The organism is Vibrio thalassae, assembly GCF_900089835.1.
GTDB lineage: Bacteria > Pseudomonadota > Gammaproteobacteria > Enterobacterales > Vibrionaceae > Vibrio > Vibrio thalassae.
The window spans coordinates 1-22,003 of record NZ_OANU01000032.1; the positions used below are offsets into that span (position 1 = coordinate 1).

At 43.2% G+C, this 22,003-nt stretch carries 15 protein-coding genes and 1 pseudogene; 1 reads left to right on the forward strand and 15 read right to left on the reverse strand.

Annotated features, from left to right (window positions below):
* Positions 1-667: 667 nt before the first annotated feature.
* The 13 genes from cas6f to VTH8203_RS12065 form a co-directional block, all read right to left on the reverse strand.
* Positions 668-1,270, reverse strand: coding sequence for a type I-F CRISPR-associated endoribonuclease Cas6/Csy4 (cas6f, locus tag VTH8203_RS12005; RefSeq protein WP_096993903.1), 603 nt, complete (start codon positions 1,268-1,270; stop codon positions 668-670).
* Positions 1,271-1,278: 8 nt separating this feature from the next.
* Positions 1,279-2,325, reverse strand: a complete 1,047-nt coding sequence (csy3, locus tag VTH8203_RS12010) for a type I-F CRISPR-associated protein Csy3 (protein ID WP_096993904.1) — start codon at positions 2,323-2,325, stop codon at positions 1,279-1,281.
* Positions 2,326-2,331: 6 nt separating this feature from the next.
* A complete protein-coding gene (locus tag VTH8203_RS12015; protein ID WP_096993891.1) occupies positions 2,332-4,419 on the reverse strand; it encodes a type I-F CRISPR-associated protein Csy2 in 2,088 nt (695 codons plus the stop codon).
* 2 nt (positions 4,420-4,421) lie between these two features.
* Positions 4,422-5,633 carry a TniQ family protein gene (locus VTH8203_RS12020; protein ID WP_096993892.1) on the reverse strand — a complete coding sequence of 404 codons (1,212 nt, stop codon included), beginning with the start codon at positions 5,631-5,633 and terminating at the stop codon, positions 4,422-4,424.
* Positions 5,634-5,717: 84 nt separating this feature from the next.
* A complete protein-coding gene (locus tag VTH8203_RS12025) occupies positions 5,718-5,945 on the reverse strand; it encodes a hypothetical protein (protein ID WP_096993893.1) in 228 nt (75 codons plus the stop codon).
* Between the two features lie 14 nt (positions 5,946-5,959).
* On the reverse strand, positions 5,960-8,527 hold the full coding sequence (locus VTH8203_RS12030) for a hypothetical protein (RefSeq protein WP_096993894.1): 2,568 nt from the start codon (positions 8,525-8,527) through the stop codon (positions 5,960-5,962).
* Between the two features lie 261 nt (positions 8,528-8,788).
* On the reverse strand, positions 8,789-10,711 hold the full coding sequence (locus VTH8203_RS12035; RefSeq protein ID WP_096993895.1) for a GmrSD restriction endonuclease domain-containing protein: 1,923 nt from the start codon (positions 10,709-10,711) through the stop codon (positions 8,789-8,791).
* Positions 10,704-12,050 (reverse strand): DUF262 domain-containing protein, encoded by a 1,347-nt coding sequence (locus tag VTH8203_RS12040; protein ID WP_096993896.1) that lies wholly within the window; start codon positions 12,048-12,050, stop codon positions 10,704-10,706. The genes VTH8203_RS12035 and VTH8203_RS12040 overlap by 8 nt, the downstream gene beginning before the upstream one ends.
* Before the next feature lie 2 nt (positions 12,051-12,052).
* Positions 12,053-13,858 (reverse strand): restriction endonuclease subunit S, encoded by a 1,806-nt coding sequence (locus VTH8203_RS12045; RefSeq protein ID WP_096993897.1) that lies wholly within the window; start codon positions 13,856-13,858, stop codon positions 12,053-12,055.
* Positions 13,858-15,336 carry an N-6 DNA methylase gene (locus VTH8203_RS12050; RefSeq protein WP_096993898.1) on the reverse strand — a complete coding sequence of 493 codons (1,479 nt, stop codon included), beginning with the start codon at positions 15,334-15,336 and terminating at the stop codon, positions 13,858-13,860. Before VTH8203_RS12050 ends, VTH8203_RS12045 begins: the two co-directional genes overlap by 1 nt.
* 124 nt (positions 15,337-15,460) lie before the next feature.
* Positions 15,461-17,911 (reverse strand): EcoAI/FtnUII family type I restriction enzme subunit R, encoded by a 2,451-nt coding sequence (hsdR, locus tag VTH8203_RS12055; RefSeq protein WP_096993899.1) that lies wholly within the window; start codon positions 17,909-17,911, stop codon positions 15,461-15,463.
* A gap of 147 nt (positions 17,912-18,058) precedes the next feature.
* The gene (locus VTH8203_RS12060; RefSeq protein ID WP_096993900.1) at positions 18,059-19,435 is read right to left on the reverse strand and encodes a DEAD/DEAH box helicase; all 1,377 of its coding nucleotides are present in this window, start codon (positions 19,433-19,435) and stop codon (positions 18,059-18,061) included.
* On the reverse strand, positions 19,429-19,989 hold the full coding sequence (locus VTH8203_RS12065) for a VspR family transcription factor (protein WP_244181203.1): 561 nt from the start codon (positions 19,987-19,989) through the stop codon (positions 19,429-19,431). Before VTH8203_RS12065 ends, VTH8203_RS12060 begins: the two co-directional genes overlap by 7 nt.
* A gap of 89 nt (positions 19,990-20,078) precedes the next feature.
* Here VTH8203_RS12065 and VTH8203_RS12070 point away from each other — a divergent pair, with 89 nt between their 5' ends.
* A complete protein-coding gene (locus VTH8203_RS12070) occupies positions 20,079-20,393 on the forward strand; it encodes a helix-turn-helix domain-containing protein (RefSeq protein WP_096993902.1) in 315 nt (104 codons plus the stop codon).
* Here VTH8203_RS12070 and VTH8203_RS12075 read toward each other — a convergent pair.
* Positions 20,390-21,484 carry a TniB family NTP-binding protein gene (locus tag VTH8203_RS12075; protein WP_208617743.1) on the reverse strand — a complete coding sequence of 365 codons (1,095 nt, stop codon included), beginning with the start codon at positions 21,482-21,484 and terminating at the stop codon, positions 20,390-20,392. The genes VTH8203_RS12070 and VTH8203_RS12075 overlap by 4 nt on opposite strands.
* Positions 21,453-21,797 (reverse strand): annotated as a pseudogene (locus VTH8203_RS12080) (Mu transposase C-terminal domain-containing protein); the annotation flags it as partial. The pseudogene VTH8203_RS12080 and the gene VTH8203_RS12075, both read right to left, overlap by 32 nt.
* Positions 21,798-22,003: the final 206 nt, after the last annotated feature.

The following is a 22,003-nucleotide window of genomic DNA, read 5'->3' on the forward strand; positions in this document are numbered from 1 at the left end:
CATCATATTGACTCCCTAGCACTTACCCGAATTGTGGTTTTCAGGAGGAACATCCTCTCACGATTTTGTTCCCACTCAGCCTAACGGCCAAGTTTCGTTACATTGTCAGATCCGCTACTTTATTCAGGATCCTAGGGTCATCTGGTGATACAGATGGTTCACTCTTGTCGTGGTGAACAACGCTTCATACGACTTCAGGTCGCACGGGCATAAATGCGTTAGCACATTGGTCGAATAACATCCACATTCGCTCTTTGGTCAGCAACACTCAATACGCCCCACACTTCATGGAATTTCGCCACTGCCTAACAAAAAACCATCAAGCCGAAACTCAATGGTTTTGATTATCTACTGCTTGTTCAGCAGGTAGGTTGCTTTCTTCCTGACCTATTCTTAGCTGCCTATGCGGCAGGTCACATTAAAAAGCAGCTCTCTTTGGTTCTCTTTGATTTCTTAGCTGCCTATGCGGCAGGTCACTCTTCGCTGAAGAGAAATAGCTACCGCTATATTTTCTTAGCTGCCTATGCGGCAGGTCACTGTAAACTTTAGACCATAACCGCCTGATAGTCCTATATTTACGTCACAGAAATTCAAAAATACCCTTTTTTACGCCACCTTTTTAACTCACTGTTTTTATTAGATCTAATATACTTGCCTTAAAAAAGGGTCAAAAGTGAATATCAGGTACGGTTCCTCGTTTATCTTGGTTAGTGGCGAAGCCATAGCTATTAAAACTAGCACGGACGCGCTCGCCAACATGTTCTTTTTGAACATGTAAAACGAAGTCCTGCCTAGATGAACCACTAGAAATTGGAATTCGATGGAAATGTTCAACCTCGCGCTCTTCATCCGCTTCGGGTAATGATTCAGCACCTGCTAGTTCTGCTCTAACCATACTACGTTTCATTCTTCGCTTTTTAGAGCCAATGAAGCTTTTGCCTATCGTCTGATTTCTGACAAACCTCACTTCAGCAACCCCTTCTGGAGCCTCGCTCACCGCGCATAGTTCAAATAGCTCTTCTTCTTTCATAACAGAAAAGTAAGGCTGAAAAGACAATCCAATCAAAAGCTCTTTATCTTCTGAAATAAAAGCAATGGTTTTACCGATGGAATCAACTCTCCAGCTCGGAAAGCCCACTCCTATTTGGTTCATGCACTGTTTATTATTGACCATAAACTTGTGCATTTGGCTAATACACCGCCCTGCAAGTAGGCCACAGTCTGCCTGTGCTGGAAGGTAGCGTATACAGAAGTAGTATCTTTGTTTCATGTCGGCTCTCATTTTTTTTTGCTCTTTTTACTACCTGAACCATTAAAAAGGCCACCCTTGACCAATACTGACATAATGAAGTGAACCTCATTAGGGATAACTTGGGTTTCGTTCATTGTTTTAGTCCAAGCCTCTGTGTCTTTGATCAAATGATAGAAGTCATTTTTTAGCGCAACATGCCTTCTCGCAATCACATACTCTCGGTCAGCACCATACTCATTCACCCGTAGAGGTTTGTCTGCATCTTCATGCCACCAATCATCGATTGATTGCAGTGCAGCGCCAACTTTCTGTCCGTGAAATGCAGCGGTTTCTTTGCCATTTTGCAGTTCTACCGTTGCTAATTTTTTAGTAGGCACCCCATCTTCTCTGCTGTCTAGAAATTCTTGGCTCGGGTATATTTCATCTCCCCATCCAACAGACAGTTTGGCCCGAATATCCATGTAGAAATACTCAGAACGCTCTGACAACGCACGAGTAAGATAAGCCGTTAACAGCTCAAGACTTTGCGTAGATGGTTCATCCCATTTACCATACCAAGAGAGCCTAGTGGCATCTTCCACCACTATTTTTTCTTTGTCGCTCGTCGTCACCTCAATAGACAAACCTCGACACTCTTCATTTCGCCACAGCCATTTACCTGACAAAATATTTTTGGCGTAACGGTGCGCCAGCTCTTGGTAGCCATTAAGCTCTTTATAGGTAGCAGCCAGCGACAGCAACGCATCGCGAACACCATTATCATTGCAAACCTCGGGGCTTAGGGAATTGGCTCGAATACGAAGAGAAAAGGCACAATAAACATCATTTACGCCGGGGGTAACGTAGCACTCTTCAATATACTGAGGATTGGCGTAAGCTAAATCTTGAGGGGCCACGTTTTTAGGAGAGAAATTACTGCCTTTATACGCTTCAGCATATCCTCCTTTTGGTGCTCGTAACCGTGTTCTATCAACACCAATAGGACACATCTCATCATTCTTTGATAAGTAGTAAAAATACGCCTTCCCTGAGGACAGAGAACGGACATAGTTAAGCTGGCTACACAAATCCATAAGCATCTAATTCCTATAGTTTTTTATAAGAATAGTTTCGCCACTGGATTCTAGCGACCAAAACGCTCGCTCAAAATAGTGACCTCGCCCACTAAATCGAACTTCGATCGGATTGACTCGCTTAGCAATCCCTAACGCATTCTCAGCATAGGCATGATGTTCTGTTATCGAGTTCGCACGAACTGTCGGTTTTTCTAACAAGTGATAACCTAGGGAAACTGGAATGTTATCGCTATCGTCGACAATCTTTTCCTCAAGTTCATCAAAGTTACTAGGTTGCTGCTCACTAGGATACAGCCAACGCCCGCAAGCCGGAGCGCCCTTGATAGTATGAAACAGTTCAGATCGGCTGCTAAACGTTGTCAACCAATTAACTTCAGCTGAAATCTGCGGCTGAAATAAATACCCTCCCGCAAAGGCCGTTGGTAACGTTGCTTTTAACTCAGATAAGTAGTCTGACAATCGCTCGCTACCATTGACTCGAATCACCATATCTATCTCTAAATCGGCTAACCTCTCACTGCGGATCGTCGACCGTTTGGCATTAGAAACCGTTCGCTTAGTTACAACAGAGTTCGGTTCGGTCAGTTTTGCTGTAAATTGGATATCTTCGCTTCGAATGAAAAATGAGAAGCTCGAAAACTCAAACGGTGAGTCGCTTCCAATCAACCGATTAAGCTCTCTTTGATAGTGGTGCATGAAGCCCCAAATGGCCGTAAGTGATGGTGCTCCACACAAATATGGGCAGCTCATCGCCACGGCATCTTGAACTCGCATGGAAGAAAGATAAATGTATTGCTCGCTTTGGACCGTCTCATCACTAGTGCTTGGTTTGCTCAATTGGCTAAGTACCCACACTATCTGAGCTTTAACAACTTGTAGCAGCCGTGGGTGGTAGGCGAACTTATGAGTAAACTTATTCTCCTGAAACGCATAGTGAAGCCGATGGTTGAATTGCGTTGCGAGTGATTTCAGTTCTACTTCTGGCAGCGTCAAAAAATCATGAGCTAAAGGATCGTCATGTTCTAAAAGCTGTTCGCTTGGGGTTAAATCGGCTCGGTCTCGCAGTTCAATCAATGGCAGCATCCATAGCGCTATCTGCTTTCTTAGGAGCTTGCTTTGAACGCTACGCGCTTTGTCTCTTTGCTTTTTGGTTTTAAGGGGTTCGGCGCCAATCATCCTATTGAGCACCTGACAAACCTGGTAATTGGTCACCTGATAGTCGTCAAGGTAATGCCCTGTTTTGCTACGACTTGCCGCTAGCGTCCCTTGTGGTGCTGGTTTAATCTCAAGCGGATAGTTCATCACCTTCATAAAGCCCCCAAGACTTCCACACAAGCTACCAATACTGGCAGAGTTGGGCAATGAAGAGGTTACAAAACTAAGTTTACTGTTTTTATCACGAGCCCGAACTTCTAACTCTTGCTGTAGTGAATGGTTCACGACTGGCGTGATGGAAACATAATCATCACCACTCGGAAATCGCATTTGCTTACTATACGGACTGACTGATGTCGGAAAGGCTGAATCTGGAACTTGTGCGTTAATCGCCTTTTGCAAAGCGACGAGCGATTTGACCTCTAATCCAAATTCTTGCAATAACGCCAACCAAATCGGCTGCCCTTCTCGCACTAGCGCGAGGACATTGGTTGATTTGGATTGCCAACGAAAAGGATTCAATAGCCACAATACATGTCGATAGTATGCTGAGTTGTGTGCCCAGCCTAAACTTGGTTCAAGACTTCTTCCCGAAATGAACACTTCATCCGTTGGAAGCGGTTTTGCGATGAGCCTTTGCTCTCTTACGCGGCAGTCCGGAAACTTCAAATTGTGCGAGTGAAACCATTTCAACTCTGCCAATGAGGACTCTATGTTTTCTGAATCGCTCAAATGGTGCTTCGCACGAACTTTATCTAACCAATCCTTGCATTGATCGCCTTTATGATGAGAGCTTAAGTTAACTAGTACCGTTAACGCCTCTTCCTCAAGCCCATCAACGTCTACGTCGTCAGTGTAAGGCATGAACCATTTTTTCATTGCCGCTTGTTTTACTGCAACATCTTCGATTACCAGCAAATCTGCTAATTTAGTCATGCTTACCACTCCGGTAAATAAACGCTAAGCCCATCGGTTTCCGAGCACATTCGAGTTAACTTTGTTTCTACAATGCTTCTTAGAGTGAAGGCGGACTCATGGCTGGCTATTTTGGTGTGCATGCGCGGCCTGATAGCCGCCTTGATCTCACCGAACTCATATAACCGATACACTTCATCCGTTGTGCAAGAAAGCAATGTAGATGCCTCTAAAGGGCTTAATAGCACATCTGCGATGTTTCCCTTCGATGACGCTGGATTGTCCGCTACAAGCTTAGAAAGCTTATTAAGCACTTCCGTCAAAACTACATTTTTACCTAACTCTCGGCTCGGTAGATGACGACAATCCTTCAGTACACTACCGAAGGCTTCTGAGAAGAAAACCTTTCTCCAGTCTTTAATTCGAATAACGTCCGCTTTTTCAACCAACGAATCGAACTCTTGCTCAAGACTACTAGGCCAGGCTGAGCAGTAATCAACAAATGAGTCAAAGCTAATATCATCTGTGCCACCGTACCGATTTAAGCACCAAAGTAGAACACCAAATCGCTCTGATATGGTCATAGCTTTACTCATCAAACTTACTTCTAAGCTATTATCTCCACTCAGCCACTTTGCCGTCATTAATTCCGCGTGCGGTGCTGTTTCAACCTCGCTTTCTCGCAGATCGAAACCACATTCACAATGTGTGATGCTCTCGGTATTTTGATATTCAAGTAACGATTTGCACTCAGGACAGCGATGAATCAATTCACATTGATGCTTTTCACAAGCTTGGATAGGAACGAAGTGCCAAATTTGTCGAATGTAAGGTGCTTCAGTCAAGCAACGTGGACAGATCGGCGTAAAACGTTTTCGAAGAAAGCAGAAAGGGTAATCGATTCCAAAACGGTGAACAGCTTTATGATCAGGAGAGAACCCAGATTTAGAGTGGTTTAACGCAAGCCTAAGTACGCCATAATTGTTAAGCTTAAGTCGCTTTTCAAGCTGAATAAGCACTCTAACCCGCATTTGACTTGTGGTTTGAGCGTGGTAGGTATTAACGCGATTGAGCTCTAACGGGAAAGCACCGGGAATAGCCTCATGAGAGTTTAGTGTCTCATACCAAATATCTTCAGCGAAATGAGAGTAGCGCTCATAACCTTGATATTGGCTCAAGCGCAACAGAAAGCTTTCAAGCGATTCGTCAGGGTAATGCTGAATGTCCGTATCCACATGCCACCACTAAAACTTAGAAATTCTAAGTTTTAGTATTTCAGCTAATTGCAGAAAATCAAATTCCTACAGAGCGAATTGTGACTAAAAGCCAATTCCAGGTTTACCACCTTGGCAGGTGGGACACTTGCGTTGAAAGACATCTGTGCCATTTGAGCCGTATACCTCGCCACAATCAGCCATCATGCACTCCAGCTTGTAAGAGACCTGATTGTGATCGTTCCCTACAATGCCTCTCGTGCCATGGTTTTTCTGATTGTTACGATTCACATAGCCAATTTGTGTCGTTTTGCTTGTGCCGTTTTTAAACATCAATGACTCCTATTCTACATCCAACCCGAACCGCCACACTTCCAACAACCGCCATTGACTCCCCCATCTCCACCACAAACTGTGCAAAGCGCGTAGCCAGTTTTATAGGAGCTGGTTTGTGTCACTTTTTTTGTTGCCCCGAAACGCATCGCTGCGGGACTCTTCAATGGTGACTTCACCTTGGCTTTCTTAACCGGCGGCACTTGCTCTTTAATATTTGAAGGTTGAGAAAAGTTTCGATAACTATCAAACCCTTTCAACCATTCGAGTGCCTCACTCTTGGACGTCGTCGACACTAGACTCGCTCGGTTCCTAGAAGTCAAATGCCAGTATCCATTGCTTTCATAGAGATACAGGTTTCGAATGTTGATTAGCCCCTTACTGACGCTGCTATATGGCGATACATCTGTTTGAACATTTATCGCAGCAAGGAGGACTCGCTTCAAGTGCTCATGTGTTATGAAAAGTTTCTCGGACTTTCCAGCTAACTTAAGCGTGATCTCGGTTGATTTACCTTTCGCAACCTGTTCTATCAGGTGAGTTTCACTCTCATTAGCATGCACATACATCGCTCGGTGATTCGGACAAAGAACTAGATCGGAAAAAGGTGATGATTCTATCCGTGTTGAGATAGGAACCTCTTCCCAATAAAATTCACCGTTGGCAAGCTTGAATGGAAGAGCTGACTGACACATCTGACAACAGAGCTCTCCGGCTTTGTTGGTATATTGCTCGGTCAAAAACTCTCTGGAAGAATCGTAAACCTTAACTGGTTCAGGCTTTATCTCTTTGGCTGGCGGTTTCTCACCTTGATTGACCGAAGTTGGCCATACCCACGTGTATTTGTGCTTCAGATAGTACTCGTCTTTCAGCCAGGCTAGGTCATGCTCCCAATCTTTAATTGCGAGTTTCATGTTGGCATTTTTGCGCTTCGCGTTTCTCGCAAGGGCAGCAAGCGTTTCTGCCATTTTCTTGAGCCTCGTTGCCGTTTCGGGGCGCCCCCACTCAGCGACATATGCCTTTGAGTCAACATACGGCAGCTTTTCACGGTAGATGCTTCTTAATAGTTTGAGTCTGGCGGATGTATTTAGACCTGAAGCTCCAACAGCATAGCCTACAGCCTTAAGAATACCCATCTGAGGCCACTGACTTTCTGGCAGTATCCCATCTGCTTCGTTAGCAACAGTGGAGGGCCAGCGGAAAGTCTTCTGAACTGATTCCTCAGCCTTCATACTTGGCTTGGCTTTTACTGCGTTTTCAACTTTTGAGAAGTTACTCGCTTTAGTGTCATCTTTATCTTTCAGTTCGACCGGTGCTAGTGTCTCCAAAACAATACGGCCATTTGACAATGAACCGACAGCTTCGACTTTAGTGACGTCACTATTGTCACTTGTACTCAGAATACGAGGAGCCTGGGTGCTCTCGCTAAGGCCAGCGTTCTCCACGATTGTCACGACTTTATTAGCCTTTTTTGGGCTGTCAGACTGTAAAAGCGAAGGAGCAAGTTGGGGACGCTCGTCTAATAGCTGTGTGTAGATGCCGGGTTGGACTAGAGCAGACTCAATTGATTCTTTTGTTTTTGCAAAGCCGAGTCTTGATCGAATCATAACTATGAGATTCGCTTTCTCTATAGCAGAGAGCCTTTTCCAACTGAGCTGTTTTTGTAGCAACGAAGGCGTTGTAGTAAAAGCAAAATTCTTTTTCTTAATACTTTTGGGAAGCTTTACTTTTTTTCCTATAGAATATCTCAACGTTTGAGTAGACCACATAAAGTTGACTAACTTCTCTAGAGAAGCCCTTTGCTCACGCTCACCCGTATAATTGCTCTTAAACGTAAACAGTCTGTAGGCACGTTTAAGGAGCTCAAATTTCTCTTTTTCATTTTGACCTGGAACGGTTTCACACGGAAAATCAGTACCGATCTGTCGCAAAACTAATCGGCGACTTCCATCGGTCCAGGTCCACGCACACTCTAGTCCATAAACACCAAGCTCTTCTTGAAGCTTCAGCAATATGGAATCATTGCCCTGTAACTGATCTCCATCTTGTTTCAGCTCACGTCGGCTCAAAGAACCACTAGGGAGCTTATCAACAGGATTCATCTTTAACGCCGGATCTAAGTCTTGAGCTGAACGCTTTTTTACTTCACTCCAAGACGGAGCGTTTGACCAACTGCTGGTACTTTTTTGTGCGGAGCTCGTTTTTCTCAAGACTGTCCTCGGTGATCGAGAAACAGTTGTTTCTAACTTTTTCACCTCTCTCCGTTGCTTTTTGAGAGCAGTTTCTTTCTTCCTTCGAGCTTTTCGCTCCTTTTTGAGTTCACTTTTAGATTTGAGCGCATCGCTACTTTTTTGAGATGGAGAAGGAGGGGATTTGGGCTTTTGTTGCTTCTGCTTAGTTAGTTCATTCCAAAGAAGCTCCAACTGAATTTCTTTAATGCCATCGTCAGAGCGGTCATTTTGAGTAATCCTTTTCACGCGCTCTATTGTCGCAGTCTCATCCTTATCGTTACTGTAGTTGTAACGTGAGAAGTCATATACAAATTGGCTGACATTACGACTTGGATTACTCAACTTACCCATAGATTAGACCTGCCTAACGAAACTAATTTCTTTGAGAATACTGACATTTACTTCGACATTCTTGCCAAGTTACGCCACTCCATCAAGTTAACACCCATACGAAAGACATATAGATACCACCACATCATTTGATTATAAAATCATACAATATCTGCAGTACTGACCGTTATCTAATGGAGCTAGTATTTCGTAATATTCGTTATTCTTGACATTGCTAACCAATCCCGAGACACGCACTAGGTAGGTCTAATCCGTCTTACCTCAGTGTTTGGTTGAGAGGATATCCAGCATCAACACTTCATGTTCACGAATGTTGGCTCGGCCCGTATCATGCGGGCCCCAATCTTTGTAACTCATCATAATCGCTTGCTTTAAGCTCTCTGCTCGATTGTTCTCAATATAAAATTTCTTCTTATCTTGAGGAGAATAGTTACTAAGCCTAGAGTTACTGCTTGGAGAGATTAGGCAAAGGTTGCCGAAGCGATCTACGTCTTCCATTTTACGAGCGCCGGATGGATCAGTTTGTGGAAAGTAGTGCTCAACGGAAGTTCTAAATGAAAACTGAAACTCTGAGAAATGCTTACCAAGGTCACTACCGTGTATTCTACCGACCGGAACTCCCTTATCTAGCTGTCGCCATAGAAGGTAATCTAAGCGATTGAAAACAAAATTTTGGACGCCTGTCCCTTGGTGTAAAACACCATGACTATCAGCTTCGAATTCTAATAGAGAGTTTCCACATATCTCACTAAAGTAGCTATCACTCAACTTTTCTAACGCCGCTAAATATGAATCGCCATTGATGCCAGAGGTACTAGTGTCATGGATATGAGTATTTAGTATTCTCAATGTGTCGTTCAACCAACGTTTGTACACTAGAGCTGGGTTCGATACATGGAACATTGCCAAAATCATACGAATACTTTCATTGCTATCGCTACCAAAAGCATTTGGATACTCGGGACTGAGGCTATTGCCATTTTTGTATGAGTTGAGCCTTAACAAACTCCATTTACGCTTTTCATCATGTTGGTCAGGCTTAATGACGTAACTATCAAACAGAATTCGATACTTCAGCAACTCATAGACAAAAGCTTTGGCACCAACTCGTAATCCATCATCTTTTGAGATAAAGGCATCGATCAGCTTCTTATCATCAAGCGAAACATTCTCTTCCGTCTTCATCAGTTTCAATACATGAAGTAAGAAATTTGAGAAGTCGATAACCGAACCAAAGCGCTCTTCTTTCTCTCGCTCCTCATCGTCAGTATTTGAGCTGGATGCCCGAGTACTGATGATTTCTCGCAATGTCATTGAATCTTGTTTTTGCTGCTTGCTCGTGTGCTTTTCTTGAATGGCTTCAAAGCTTGTTGGCATTATCTGCCAATCTGAGCCAAATACCTCTTTTCGTAAGTCCGATTGGAAGCCCATTTGGGTGTATCGCGTCATATTCGCGCAAGCATCCCAAATAGTAGAAAAACAGCCTCTTTCCTCATCATTGTTAAGCGTTGCCATAAACCTCGCTTTTAGTACTTCATGTTTTTCTAGCTGCTCACCACGGTTATTCATGATCTCAAAGTAGTGGTTAAGATCGGTTTGTGGTGGAACGACGACTCTAAGGATGGTGACGTTTTCTAATAGATACTCAAAGAACTGCTTAGTCTTCTCCTGTTCATCTAAGCCTTTGGTTTTGAAGTAACGCTTAATGATGTTGAAAGCAGCATGGATGTTAGGCTCTTCTGACTCACCATTGGTTCTGCCTGTATATATGTCATCTAATGCTCTAGAAGATTTTGGGCGACTATCAAAGGTGAGATTAATATCTAACCCTTCTAGTTTACCTGTATTCAGTACTTCACGATGTTTTAGATACGCTAATAAGATAGAGAGCGTGGTGTGTCTTTGCTGCCCATCAATGGTTTCGTATACCGCATTGGATTGGTGTGAATGCGTTGTACGCTGATAAACCACAAGGCTACCCAGATAGTACTTTGCTTGTTTGGCGACAGCGGTTTCATCAGATTGAGTAATCAAGCCTGCGGCATCACTGATATCTTGGATAAGTTGCTCAATTTCTGTGGCACCCCAAGCGTAGTTGCGCTGATAGATAGGAATCACATATTGGGTTTTGCTATCGAAAAGTGCTCTAACAGATAGCTGCTCTACTTGGTTCGAATCACTCATTTACACTTCCCGATTTCATTGCTTCAATAGATGCCTGCACGTCCTTCGCGTTATTGAACTTAGGTTCTTTGATAGAAGGAGGCTGAAAGTTCAGCACTTGTTGAGGGTGAACGGCTTTGCTGATTGCTCTGAACAGCCCACTGCGCTCCTTAGCATGGTTATCTACCGACTCCATACCGATACGTTGCAGCTCAAGGCGAAGGAAATAACTCCAGCGGTAACAGATCTGAGCGGCTTTATCTAACTCCACATCACCAAACTTGTCGTAGTAATACATCACTGCACATAAAAATAGGTTTCGTACATAGCTATCCCCTTTACGGCTACTGCCTTTGTACTTGGCGTGCTTATCGACGAATGAAGACAGCCTTGCATCATCACCGACAAACAAGGTCGAGTGAATTGCCATATAGTGCTGAATGTATTCAAAGAAACGCTTGCCGTTGATCATCACTTGATCAACCTGGAATGGATAGGCTTTAGTTTGTTTGTCCCATTTACGCGCGGGATCGGCATTAAAAGTTTCAATCGCATAATCAAGCGCAAGCATAGAATCTACATAAGCGTACTGAGTGCTCTCTAGGTTGATGCCTTTGAATACATCGATGTTATGGCGACTGAACTGTATGCCGTAATCACCATCAATCCAGCGACGCATACGGAACAAGAACTCTCCCATAATGGTGTGCAGATTCGCAGAGTCATCATCTGGGTTTACGCCTTGCTCCCACAAGCTTACGTGGTGTAGGCGCTCTGTTTCCTCTGTCGAGTCCATCATTTCACGTAGATGGTACGCCTTTAGCAGATCATGAGGGGCAAGCGCTTTACCACGAGCGTTTTGTGAGTCAAAGAACTGGAAGGCTTCACTGAGGTCATCGAGAGTAACTTGGATAAGCTCACACTTGTTAAGAACGAAATCGAGTAGTTCCTGCTTTTCTGTATCTGGCAGACTGGCGACTCGTTCAGAGATGATTTGTGCATTATTCTTAAGGTTTTCGATACTGACTGATGATTCAAATTTGTGCTCAAGAAGAGTCGATGAAATACGTTTCTGCCCCATATCCAGTATGGTGCAAAGTAGCGTTAGGGTAAGCAGGCGTTGCTGACCATCAACAATATTGAGTGCGCCTTTTTCTTGTTCGGTCTTTGAATCTTTATCTTGGTGCAGTACCACCGTACCAAGCCGATAGCATGCCTTAGTACGGTGATTAAAGATGTCATCAATCAGCTGATTAACATGCTTAGATTGCCATTTGTATGGCCGCTGATACTCAGGAATGGTGAGTTTTTGTTCCAACAACTGCGCAATGGTTTGAGGCTGATTGAAGACAATTGCCATGGTTATACCGCCTGTTCGACAATAGCGTCTGTTACTTGTAATTGAGTGATTTGAGACTCTTTTAATCGAGCTTTTAGTTGTTCGCAGACAACCATCAGTTCTTTAACTTTAGTAACTATACGGTGTTGTTCTTCTAGCGGTGGCATTGGCAACACAATGCTACGACTTTTTGTAACAGATATATTATCCTGACCAGCAGTACCAATCAGTTCTATACTCTGAAGGAATAACCCTGCCGTTAAATAAGTATATATATACTTATTTAATAAAGGTTCTATCGGTCGAAATACGACTATAGCCTGATTACAATTCCATTCAGGATATGAATCAGGGATTATCGCTACTTTTCCAAGAGGTGGCCCTACGATGTTCATCACAACGTCACCAGGATAAAGAATTGAACGGGTTAGTTTGGTTTTATGGTGTACAGAATCAACGAACTGTTCTTTATAATTGAAATCAATTTCCTGATTTCTAATATTGTAAACCTTGAGATACGGCACACCTTCACTCTCGATAAACTTATCTTTCGGAGGGGTAGAGCCAGAAGTAATACCTGTACAAATGTCATCAAAACGAGCAAAACACCAACCATTTGCAAGCTCAAATAACTTTTCATCATCAGCAATCGGCGGCAGTGCCTTCTGCTTTTTGATTTTCTTCTCTTTAATTAACTGGGCTTTTTCTTCCCCAATACGCTCAAGCAGCTTTGCAGCAGGTTCATCATTTGGGTCTTGTGGGACAAGCTTACCCATTACTGCCAGTTGCAGGACGGTTTGTTTTAGCTGTTCGATGCTCTCTTCTGTGGTGAACAGGGTATCGAAATGCTCCGAAACCATTTGCCAGTTTTGCATTAACTCTTCTGCATTTGCAGAGTTGGTTAGCGTGTCTAACAGCGTTGTTACCAATACCTGATGCGCTTCAATGCTGGCTTCGGTTTGTTGCTCTAATTGGTCGCAGAGTTTCATTAGCTCATCGACTTTAGCGACGATTCGGTGTTGTTCTTCAATTGGTGGATATGGAAATGGCTCACTTTTTAGTGTTTCTACCGATACCATATTCTTTTGTGCTGTACCTTGAAGGTCGGATAATGTCTCCGTTTTCATATAGTAAGCAGGAAATAGAATTTTGAAGTATTCATTAGTCAAAGCTGACGTATTCAAAGATATCTTTAGTAGCGCCTGATTTATAATACCACGCTCCATATTCACAGGCGCGATTGCAACTTTACCAACTGTCCCAGAACAACTAATAATCAAGTCAAAAGGTTTGACCTCAAAAGCTTTCAGTTCTTCGAACTTCTTCTCATTTACATAGTATTCACCACGTAAAAAATCATCATTTATTGCATGCTGTTGTTCATACACCTTATAACCTGAAGCTACGAAAAAAGCTTTTTTCAAAGCACTACCAAACGGGCCCCTTTTGATCGCATAATTATCATGTGCGATTACTTCTGGTATAAATGCCCATTTCCAACCCAGAGGAAGAGTATAATCTGGTAGCTCGATTTCATCGATATTTGGTAGTTTTTTCGGTTTCTTAAGCTTTTTCTCCTTGACCAATTGTGCTTTTTCTTCCGCAACTCGTGCAAGCATCGCAGACGCAGGCTCTTCATTTGGGTCTTGCGGCACTAACTGGCCTCGCACAGCTAGCTCTAAGATCAACTCGCGCAGTTTCTTAACACCATACAGCTCTAACTTTTTGCTACTGCCACGCCCTGTTGTCGCTTTGGTTTTAACCGTTGAAGTCCAAATATCGATATTGTCTGTTATCAACTGATTCATAGGCACTTGATTTAAGGTCATTATTCAGCACCACCAACAGATGATTTCAGAGCATCGCCAAGAATGCCTTTTAGCTTGTTACGCAGTTCGGTAATTTCTTGTTGCTGCTGTTCATAGCTTGCTAGTAGTTCTTCTGGGTCATGGCTTACAGCTTCTTCTTGATATGGATTCTTAATATCTAGGTTGAAGTTGCGTTCGATGATCTCTTCAATCGAGACTTTCCAAGCATGTTTGTTCTCAACACGAGAAGCAAAACCGTCTTCTTCGCTACCCCACCACTCTTGCTCTTGCTTGAACTCTTCAAACTTCATTGGCTTGGTTTTGCTGTAGTTCTTAACGCCCTCTGGATATGGGTGCTCATAGAACCATACTTCTTTTGTCGGCTTGCCTTTGGTGAAGAACAGGATGTTGGTCTTGATGCCTGTATATGGATTAAAGACGCCATTGGGTAAGCGAACGATGGTGTGCAGGTTACACTCTTCGGTCAGCATCTTTTTGATTTTGGTTTTAACACCTTCACCAAACAATGTGCCATCTGGCAGTACAACGCCTGCTCGACCATTGTTCTCATCTAATACTTCAATGATCAGTTGCAAGAACAAGTCAGCGGTTTCACGAGTTTGCATCTCAGCTGGGAAGTTTTTCTCAATACCATCTTCTTCTGTGCCACCAAACGGAGGGTTGGTGGCAATCACATTGATATTGCTATCCCAGCTTGAAAGCGGCTTGTTTAGCGTATTGCCGTGTTTAATTTGTACTGGTACTTCAATACCGTGCAACATCATATTGGTGATACACAGTAGATGTGGAAGCTGCTTCTTCTCTACACCGTGGATTTGCTTTTGCAGTGTTTGGTGATCAGTTGCGGTCTTCACGTAGTTGTTTTTAACGTGGTCGAATGAACAAGCAAGGAAACCGCCTGTACCAGTTGCAGGATCCATAATGGATTCACCTAGCTTAGGATCTAATCGGTCTACAATAAAACGGGTCACTGCACGAGGGGTATAGAACTCACCCGCGTTACCTGCGCTTTGCAGGTCTTTCAGTATTTGCTCGTAGATATCACCAAACAAATGACGTTCGTTAGAGTCTGTGAAGTCAATCTCGTTAAGCTTGTTGATGACTTGGCGTAGCAACGTACCATTCTTCATGTAGTTGAACGCATCACTGAATGCTTCTTTTACCACAAAACCACGAGGGTTCTTATCGATTGGTGCAGTGTAGTTTTTCAGCGTTGGAAATAGGTCATCATTGACGAATTCAAGTAATTCATCACCCGTCATTCCTTCAGCATCCCCCGCCCAGTTGCGCCATAGGTACGCTTCTGGAATCGGCTCACGGTAGTCATCCAGTTCAAGTTCTAGCTCTTCTTCTTGAGCATCAAACACTTTAAGGAACAATAGCCAAGACATTTGACCTAAACGCTGCGCATCACCATCAACACCTGCATCTTTACGCATGATGTCTTGGATGGATTTGATTACTGAACTGATAGACATGATTTTCTTACTTTTTGTATTCTAGAATTGGGCAACATTATATCAGGTCGAAGCGCCGGATTAATGCCAGAGAGAGTAATAAAGGTCGCTATTTCGCGACCTTTAAGTGTAGATTGGCTAGTTGCTAGGCAGATTTGTAGATTGCATCTTCTAGCTCTTTGACGGCAGCAAGGTACTTAGGTTTTCCACCAAAGCCTTTTTTAACGATTTCACTCATGCTGCCTAACTCGTTGAATGGCGCCACTTTCAACACGGTGATATTTTCAACTTCAGTCACACCACTATCAGCATACTTATCAAGCAGCCTGTCTAGAACCTGCTGAGCTGTTTCACCATATTTGGTAAAGTAGTTGCGCTTTTTCACGTTCTCCGCTCGCTCCTTGCGAGTCAACGGCGGCTGGTCGTAAACTACGTGACAGATCATATCGAATGGGTCTAATTCCTTGCCGACCTCATCTTCTAGGGCTTCCCACAAGATGCCCTCTCGAGCAAGTTCTTCAATGATGGCTTCTTTACGATCAGCTTCGTTCCAACGTTTGGTAAACTCATCTAGAGACGCAAACTGCTTAGCCATAGTCTTACGGGTGTAGTCTTTAAAAGACTCGGTCACCAACTTGCCGTCCGAGTCATAGTATTGAACACGTTCTGCCAGTGCTTTTACTGCTACGCCATTAACGTGGAATTTACGGACTTTGTTCTCATCATCCCAGTCATCATTACCTTCCGAACTGCCTTCTGTTGAACTACCAGAATCACTGCCATACGGTTTTTCAGGCTCTTGAATTGTATCGGGGTCGATATCTTCATCACCAAATGGATTTTCTGCACCTATGTCATCAACACCGTCAATGATGTCATCCAGACCGTCGTCATCATCAAAATCATTTGGGGTCGTAACTTTTACCCGCTCTGGGGTGCCATCAAAGCGCTCATCTGCGAACAGCTCGGTCGCTTTCTTAAAGTCTAAGATGGTGAACCACAGTTTTCCGTAGCGGTCATCGATTCGAGTGCCGCGTCCAATGATCTGCTTAAACTTAGTCATAGATTGGATGCTTTGATCGAGAACGACTAGCTTACAAGTCTTTGCATCCACGCCGGTTGTCATCAGTTCTGAGGTTGTCGCTATAACTGGGTATTTCTTTTTGGGGTTGATGAAGTTATCAAGTTGAGCCTTGCCTATCTCATCATCACCAGTAATTTTCATTACGTACTTGTCGTTCTTTTTATTCTGCTCAGGATTAAGATTGACCAGAGCCCGACGCATGCGTTCGGCGTGGTCGATATCGTTACAGAATACTATCGTTTTCGCCATTGGATCCGTGCGCTTAAGATAGTTAGTAATGGTTTGAGCGACTAATTCTGTACGCTCATCAATCACCATCGTACGATCGAAGTCTTTCTGGTTATAGATTCGATCTTCTATCACCTCACCATGCTTATCGGTTTGACCTTTGGTCGGTCTCCAACCTTGTACATCGATATCGATGTCAACACGTACGACCTTGTATGGCGCAAGAAAGCCATCTTCAATGCCTTCTTTCAATGAATAGGTATAAACAGGGTCGCCAAAGTACTCAATGTTAGATACTTCATCCGTTTCTTTGGGGGTCGCGGTTAAGCCAACTTGAGTAGCAGAGCTGAAATATTCTAAAATTTCACGCCAAGCACTGTCTTCAGAAGCACTTCCTCTATGACACTCATCGATGATGATTAGGTCAAAGAAATCAGGATCAACTTGCTTGTAGGCTTTTTGAGCTTCCTCTGGGCCTGTTAATGCCTGATATAGCGCTAAGTGCACTTCGTAAGCTGGGTCGACTGTTCGACCAGTGATTTTGGTCATTGCAGTACCAAAAGGCTGAAAATCATTCGTTTTGGTTTGATCAACAAGAATGTTTCGGTCAGCCAAAAATAAAATTCGCTTCTTAGCCTTAGCTTTCCACAGTCGCCAAATGATTTGGAATGCCGTGTAAGTTTTGCCTGTTCCTGTTGCCATGACCAACAGGATTCTATCTTTACCTGACGCAACTGCTTCAACCGTTTTATTGATGGCTTGAAGTTGGTAGTAGCGCGGTGACTTCCCACTGCCATCATCATAGTAATCTTGCGTTATTACCGGTAGATGCTCTTCTTTGTAGCCCTTCCAAACACAATATTTACGCCAAAGCTCTTGAGGAGACGGGAAGTCTTCAAGACGAATTTCTGACTCCAACTGAGTTGGGTTGGTAAGGTCTCTAAAGACAAAACCATCACCATTTGAGGCAAAAACAAATGGCACTTCAAGCAACTTGGCATAGTCCATACCTTGCTGCATACCTTTTCCAACTTCATGTTTATTGGCTTTTGCCTCGACGACAGCGAGCGGCATACTCGGCTTGTGATATAAGACGATATCAGCCGATTTTACTTTTTTGCGAGCAGCAGCTTGGCCTCGAACAATAACCTTACCATCGCGCAGCTTCACTTCTTGACGGATCTGCGTCATATCATCCCAGCCAGCGTCTTTGATAGCGGGGAGAATGAACTTAGTGATGATGTCGGTTTCGGTTAGTTTCGCTTTATTGATGTTCGTGACCATATTGCAGACTCAAAGAAACGTATTGATGAACCAGTATATAATAAAGTTCATATCAATCTAAATGTATAACTCTTAGATTCATCATGTTATTTGTACGCGGCCTCACACTTTATCAACGAACACTTTTGTCAACGTATTCCATAGTTTTTAGAAAAAGGCAGAAATAACACGTTGCTTGAATTGGCCAAGTTTCAGTTCTTCTTGTGATAGGGTTGAAGTCGACTGTCCTGTTGACTGTGCCTCCAAGTCGTGCCAATTGAGACTGGAACTGGATGTTCGAAGTGGTGCTCCCCTTGTACGTACACATACGCCCACTTCTGCCTTACCTGTAAAGCCTCTTAATTCCTTAGTATGTTGTTTTAGATACAAACATGTCTCTGGGATGTCTTGCTCAATTCGCTCAGCGAAACCTATTAGCTTTTCTTCGGCAAAGGTATACAACCAAGCTTCTTGGTTTGAAGCCTTATTAACCCTCAAAATTCGCCCTAACACTTGCCTAAAATACAACTCGGTTTTTACTGCACTCAGATGACAGCAAACTTGCAACCTCGGAATATCTGTACCTTCACTTATCATACCGACACTGACAATCCACTGAGTATTGGAGTGTCGAAAAACCTCTATCTCCTCCAACGGGTTCTCATGCTGGTACGTTACGATACTCGCTGATTGACTAAAATGTTGGATCAATAGTGATTGAATAGTCTTAGCATGTTGCACAGATGCAGCGACGATAAGCCCACCTGCCTCTGGAGAGCTTTGTCGAATCTCATTCAGCTTATTAACGCCTAGTTCGAGTAAGTGGGTCATCGCGGACTCGTTTTGAATCACACTTCGGTAGGAAGCGTTTGATTGCTTGAGCATTTCCAAAATAGATGCGTACTTTTTAACTTCAGCACCTTCCGTTAGTGAAAGCTGCTCGCTGTCTACCAAAACAATCTTGGGAGCACGGCATACTCTCTCTTGTACTGCACGTCTTAAATCGTATTGATAATCGCAAAGCAAACAACCGTCGGGGTCGGTATACTCCGCCATCGCTATAGGTACGCTATCTGAACGCCATGGGGTCCCCGATAATGCCAATGTATAGCGAGCAAAGCCTTGTATTTTTGTGATAACTTGCTCACCCCAAGCATTTGAACGACCTTCGTCATCAAATGAACAGTGATGGATCTCGTCAAAAACAACCAAGACGCGATACTTTCTTATGGTGTTCCAAAAAGCATCATCTAAAAAACGGATAGACTGATACGTATAGGAAGCGCCCATAGCTCCCATACCACCATCAAAAGAACAATTTAAGTGCTTGGCAAACGTCTCTTTGATTCCAAGTGCGACGATGGAAGATGGAGAGAAACAGAGGACAAGGTCAATTTTGTCCCCTTGAATCAAGCACTTCGTCAGTTCAGCTGCCATCACCGTTTTACCGGCACCGGGCGTCGCTTGGCAAGAAAAGTGCCTTGTTGAAGTCTTATACTTTTCGAGTGCAGCAGCAACACACTCTTCCTGCCACAACCTCAGCATGAGAATGAGCCTTCTGTTTTGGAGACTAATAGAACCTTAGATAAGGCATTAATCTTGCCCAACAACTTAGCTGAATACTCCTTACTTTCAGTAAACATGGTCAGAAACATATCTTTTTTCTTCGGAAATCGCTCCATCAAAGATTGATACTCTTCGACTTCACTGAGCACAATAGCAAGCTCACCTTCGTACTTGCTTTTCTCTTTTTGCAAAATCCTCAAGTCTAAGTGTTCTAGTGTATTTAGGGTGGTTACAACTTCAGTTAAATCACTTTTTAGCTTACGCGGAGTCAAAGAGAGAGACTTCATCAACTCAGTTTTTTGATACTTTTTCGATCTATTGTCCCCCTTGGATACTAGCCAACCTTTGCGCTCAAACGCCAAAATTTGCCGATAGACATACTTCCTAGCTTCCTGTTGGTTTTTAAATTCTTCGCTTAGGTCCATCAAAGCATCTCTTGCCTCTGTTACCGAAAAGTTATCCATCTCTTTTTTTATCAGTAGGTTAAACATGTAGGCATTGATTTTTTGGGGCTGTGTCATTTGAACATTCATACGCATAAAAACTTAGGATTGCTAAGTATACAAAAATCAGTAAAACTTAGACAATCTAAGTTATCGAAAGGTTGATAAGAAATGTCTAAGTGCAAAAAGACAACCCAATCCCAGCGAGGCTCAAAGCTGCGCGTAAAAAAGCCAAGATCACCCAAAAAGATTTAGGGGTGAAAATTGGTATGGAACCAAGCTCTGCTAGTGGGCGAATGAACCATTATGAGAAAGGTAGGCACGTGCCAGATATTGGTACGCTTGAACGCATGGCTGAAGAGTTAGATGTGCCGCTGAATTACTTTTTCTGTAGGAATGAGTTGAGTGCTGAGTTGGCGTGTGCGATTGATAAGCTGAGTGATGAAGAGAAGAAGACGCTACTGGAGAACCTAAATAGCGAAGGTCACCTCTAAGCTTTGAGGCCATTTTTGCTCAACAACATACTCAAAGGGATAGCATCCGTAAATCGCGGCGCAAGAATCTTATCTTCCGAAGAAATCGCATTTAGGTTGTAAGACGATCCAGAGTCAATTTGGAGAAGACGAAGCTCCTCCAAAGGACAATCAAAGGGATTATCCAAATAGGGAAACTTAAATGAAAACGTGCGTGACAATATCGCTTTGTCTATCGTACCAACGTTCTCATTGAAACTCATTAGTAGTGCATCTTTCAAGAAGTGCTTTAACGCTCGACACTCCCCTCTAGACATAACGAACAAAGGATATAACACTTCATTTTTTGTAAGCACTGGCGATTCATCAAAGCCCATTCTCGCACTCAAACCCGCGACAAATTTGGCAAAATGCTTTTTTTGCTCCAAGTCAAAGTTACAAGGTGCCTCTACACTCGAATGGCTGGTAGCTTTCAACAGCTTAAAATAATGAATCTTTCGTCTCCAACTTAATCGCGAATTCCATTGTGGCTCTGTCGCTAGGACATCAGCATATGGCATACCAACCAACACAAACGAGACTTTTGATTCTTCACTTATATATTTGAACGTATTAACAATAGCTTGCCTTTCTTCTGCTGTAGAAAACTCTACAAGTTCTTGAATTTCATTGACGATAATTAGCTCAACGGATTTCCGTTTGAGTTGCTTTACGACAGCCTCACCAAGGGCAATTTCATTATGTCGTCGGATACTTCTTCCGCCTGACTTTCCATGTAAATCAACTAAAAATTGGGTTAGCGTGTTCTGTTCATTTAATCGGCTCGGCACTCTGGTGCTAAGAACAGGTTGTTTGCCCCAAGTTGAACTAGACGGAAAGCGTGATAGATAATTGTTAATCAAAGCCGTCTTTCCACTTCCGGCCTCACCTGTTAACAAGAAAGACTCCGGTTCACCCCCAAGGGAGTGATTAAAACGAAGTTGATCGAAAATGGAGTAGATTTCAGTTATTGCAGGGTACTCGATAAAGCAAGTTTCAAAGGATCTTAGCTGTTCAAACTGTCTAGATGTTAAGTTCAAATTAATACCCCTCAATATCTTCAAAATCATCATCAGATAACTGCTCTGAGACATCGAGTACTGCAGTGTTTTCTTGTTTAACTGGAGTCGTGTCGATTGAGCTTGGCCCGTCTGAACCCACATCATTGAACTTTGCTAATTTCGAAGTGTTACCCGTTTTAGGCAGGTTAGCCCTATTACTTTTTGCACTGCGGAATCTGTCGGTTTCTTCCTGAATACGTTTTTTCATATATAGAAATGTATCCGCAAGCGCCTCATCATCAACAAGCTGCTTTGTATTGAGCCTGCGTACTTTTTGTATTCGCTCGTGTTCAAAAAGCGACAGCCTTTTTGTATATCCACTGTCGGCGTTTTTCAAGGTAGTTGTCGCCTTTAATTTTTTAAGCAGCTTCTTTCTGCCTTTCAGGATTTAGCTTAACTTCACCAACTTCATCCCAGTTTCTAGATTCGTTTGACCACCGCTGTGGGTTGGCTGCTCTCGCTTGTTTATAAAGCTCTTTGCGCTTAGCTAAGATGGTACTATCCTCTCCATTATGGCGTTGAACTGGGGTC